1 protein-coding gene is annotated in these 1,080 nt (G+C 58.5%); it reads right to left on the bottom strand.

The features are described from left to right. Positions 1–105 precede the first annotated feature (105 nt). Positions 106–1,080 (bottom strand): Qat anti-phage system QueC-like protein QatC (gene qatC, locus EN750_RS35780; protein WP_127399381.1); only part of this gene is annotated, 975 nt, incomplete at its 5' end.

Below are 1,080 nucleotides of genomic sequence, written 5' to 3'. Positions count from 1 at the left end.
CCCTTGGCGTCGTGGTCACGCAGAGGACATAAGCCCCTGATTTGTCCGCATCTTCGACCGCAAGCTCGGGATACCGATAGAGGTCGAGATGGCAATGAAAATCGATCACATCTTGAAGCCACCGTCCGCGAGGTATCTGCCGACCTCCATTAGACCGCGTCGATGGACATCGACAAGGGCCGATCGGCGATCGACATCGGCAGGCATAGGCCCTGATTGAGCAACCCACGTGTCGGCATTGGCACTGTCCAAGCGCTTGACGGCCGAGAGCATCGCGACCAGGTCGTCTCGGGTGTCTTCGACTTTCATCACCTCAACGAGGCTGGCAGACTGGTAAGAGGTCTGGTCATCCACGTCACCTTCGTAGAGAGACGCCCGTCTGATGAGACAGGGCACGCAGCGTCCGCATTGTTGGCCTTCTCGCTTCCACTTTCCGCAAGAGACTGTTTCTGAGGCAATGGCCTGAAAGAGTTCGCTCCCGCTCACCGATCGCACCATTTGCCCTTTTGTCCAGGTTGCAAACGGATTGTCGATCGTGGCCGGGATGCCAACGGCGCCGAAAATCGCTTGGACACCATCCAAGAAAAAGGGATGCGTTGTGCGCGTGCTATGGGACCCGATCCGTCTCGGCGTTAATGGCGCGTTCAACGCAATCAGGCCGTTCTCGGGAACTTGCAGTGCGATCGGGCGCCCGCCGACCAGCCTTGATTTCACGTCACAAACCAAAGCGGCGATGGCTATGAAGAGGAAGCTTCTGGAACGCATCGATATCTCGGACGTGCGCTCCGAGTTTGGCCAGGCATTTACCGAGACGTGCTGAAGGGCTGTCGGTAAGCGGGCGACAATGGCGTTCTGGACGGATTTGTCGCCGGTGTAGGCATGAGAAACCAGGACCGGGCGGGCGCTCTCCTCGATGAGCCGGAACGTAGAGACGGTGCTGTCCAGACCTCCTGAGAAAAGCGAAACGAGATCGCCGGCAAGGAGGTCTATCCGTCTGTCATGCTGCCGGATGACCGAGGGAAGGGGAGGAGCCTCGCCGCCGCCTTCAAAGTGAAAACGCCATTGGTCACCGCTCAGAAA

Origin of the sequence: Mesorhizobium sp. M7A.F.Ca.ET.027.03.2.1, assembly GCF_003999175.1 — a bacterium.
Lineage (GTDB): Bacteria > Pseudomonadota > Alphaproteobacteria > Rhizobiales > Rhizobiaceae > Mesorhizobium.
This window is presented reverse-complemented; position numbering and strand designations above follow the sequence as displayed.